A 1,401-nucleotide genomic window follows, 5' to 3' on the forward strand; every position below is an offset into this window, starting at 1 on the left:
GGGGTCGAGGTCCGGGGCGGGGGCGGGGCCGAAGGCGATGGTGCCTGCGATCGTGTCACCTAGCAGCGCGGGACGTTCGAAGGCGTAGCCGATCTCGCGGCGCAGTTCGTCGTGGGTGACCTCGTGCAGCGGCACTCCGTCGAGCAGGACGACTCCGTCGTCCGGTTCCGCCAGTCGTCCGGCGATCGCCGCGAGCAGCGACTTGCCCGCGCCCGATGCTCCGACCACGGCGAGTGTGCTGCCGCCGCCGCTGCCGCCGTCGGCGTCGGCCTCGGCGTCCGGCAGGGTGAGGTCGACGCCGTCCAGGATGGTGCGCCCGCCGCGCCGGGCCCGTACGCCCCGGAGTTCGAGCCGTCCGCTGCCCTGGGTCCGGGGCGGCAGGGGGCGGGTACCGTACTCCGTCGCGGGCTCGGTGAGCACCTCGCCCAGACGGTGCGATGCGGTCCTGGCGCGCACCAGGCTGGCCAACCGGCCGACGAACACGCCGATGCCGGTCGCCAGCGCCACGTAGCGCGAGGCCGCGAGTAGTTCGCCGACCGAGAGCCGTCCCTGGGCCAGCAGGTGGCCCGCCACCGCGAGCACCCCGATCTGCAGCAGCGGGGCGAGGGCCGCTGCCTGGGCCGCGGCGCGGCCCTGCACCCGCCACATACGGTGGCCCTGGAGGGCCAGTTCGGGCAGCGGGCGCAGGATGCGTGCGGTCTCCTTGTCGGCGGTGTGGGCGGCCGCGATCGTGCGGGAGCCGTTGATCGCCTCTGTCAGGCGGCCCGCGATGTCTCCCTGGATACGCTGGTAGCGCGCCGAGCAGTCGGAGGAGGCGCGGGCGAAGGCACGTAGCAGTAGGGCCAGCAGTGGGGCGCCCGCGATGAACACCACGGCGAGCCAGGGGTCGATCAGCCAGAGCGCCGTCATGGCACCTAGGGGCAGCACCAGGGCCGCGAGCAGCGCGGCGATCGTCGTGGGCGCGGTGCCTGCCGCTGACGCGTTACCGATCAGGCGGGCGACGAGGTCGCCGGGGGCGAAGCGGGTTGTGGCCCGTGGCCCGACGGCCAGCAGGTGGTGGACGAGTTTTCCGCGCAGCCACACGGTGGTGCGGGCGTTGGTCGTGCCGGTGAGTACGGCGTCGACGGCGTCGAGCAGGGCGAGGACGCAGAGGAGGGCGGTGCACAGGAGGACCCAGCGGGTGGCTGCGTCGGTGTCGCCGCCGCCGCCGTCGCCGCTCGGTGCGAGCAGTAGGTCCAGGGCTCTGCCGAGGGCTGCGGGGAGCAGCAGGCTCGCGGCTGCGGCGGCGGTGCTCAGCAGGGCCAGGGCTGTGCAGCGCACTGCGCTGTGCCGGGCTGCGGCGCGCAGTGCCGAGGTGCCGTGCTTCTCGGGGGAGTTGGCCATACGTGTCCGTGGTGGGAG

General features: G+C 74.4%; 1 protein-coding gene. It reads right to left on the reverse strand.

The genetic code is table 11. The features are described from left to right. A partial coding sequence (locus U9R90_RS36230; RefSeq protein ID WP_411061748.1) for an ABC transporter transmembrane domain-containing protein occupies positions 1 to 1,383 on the reverse strand: 1,383 nt, incomplete at its 3' end. Positions 1,384 to 1,401 lie beyond the last annotated feature (18 nt).

The organism is Streptomyces sp. E11-3 (genome assembly GCF_046540415.1).
In the GTDB taxonomy this organism is placed as follows: Bacteria; Actinomycetota; Actinomycetes; order Streptomycetales; family Streptomycetaceae; genus Streptomyces.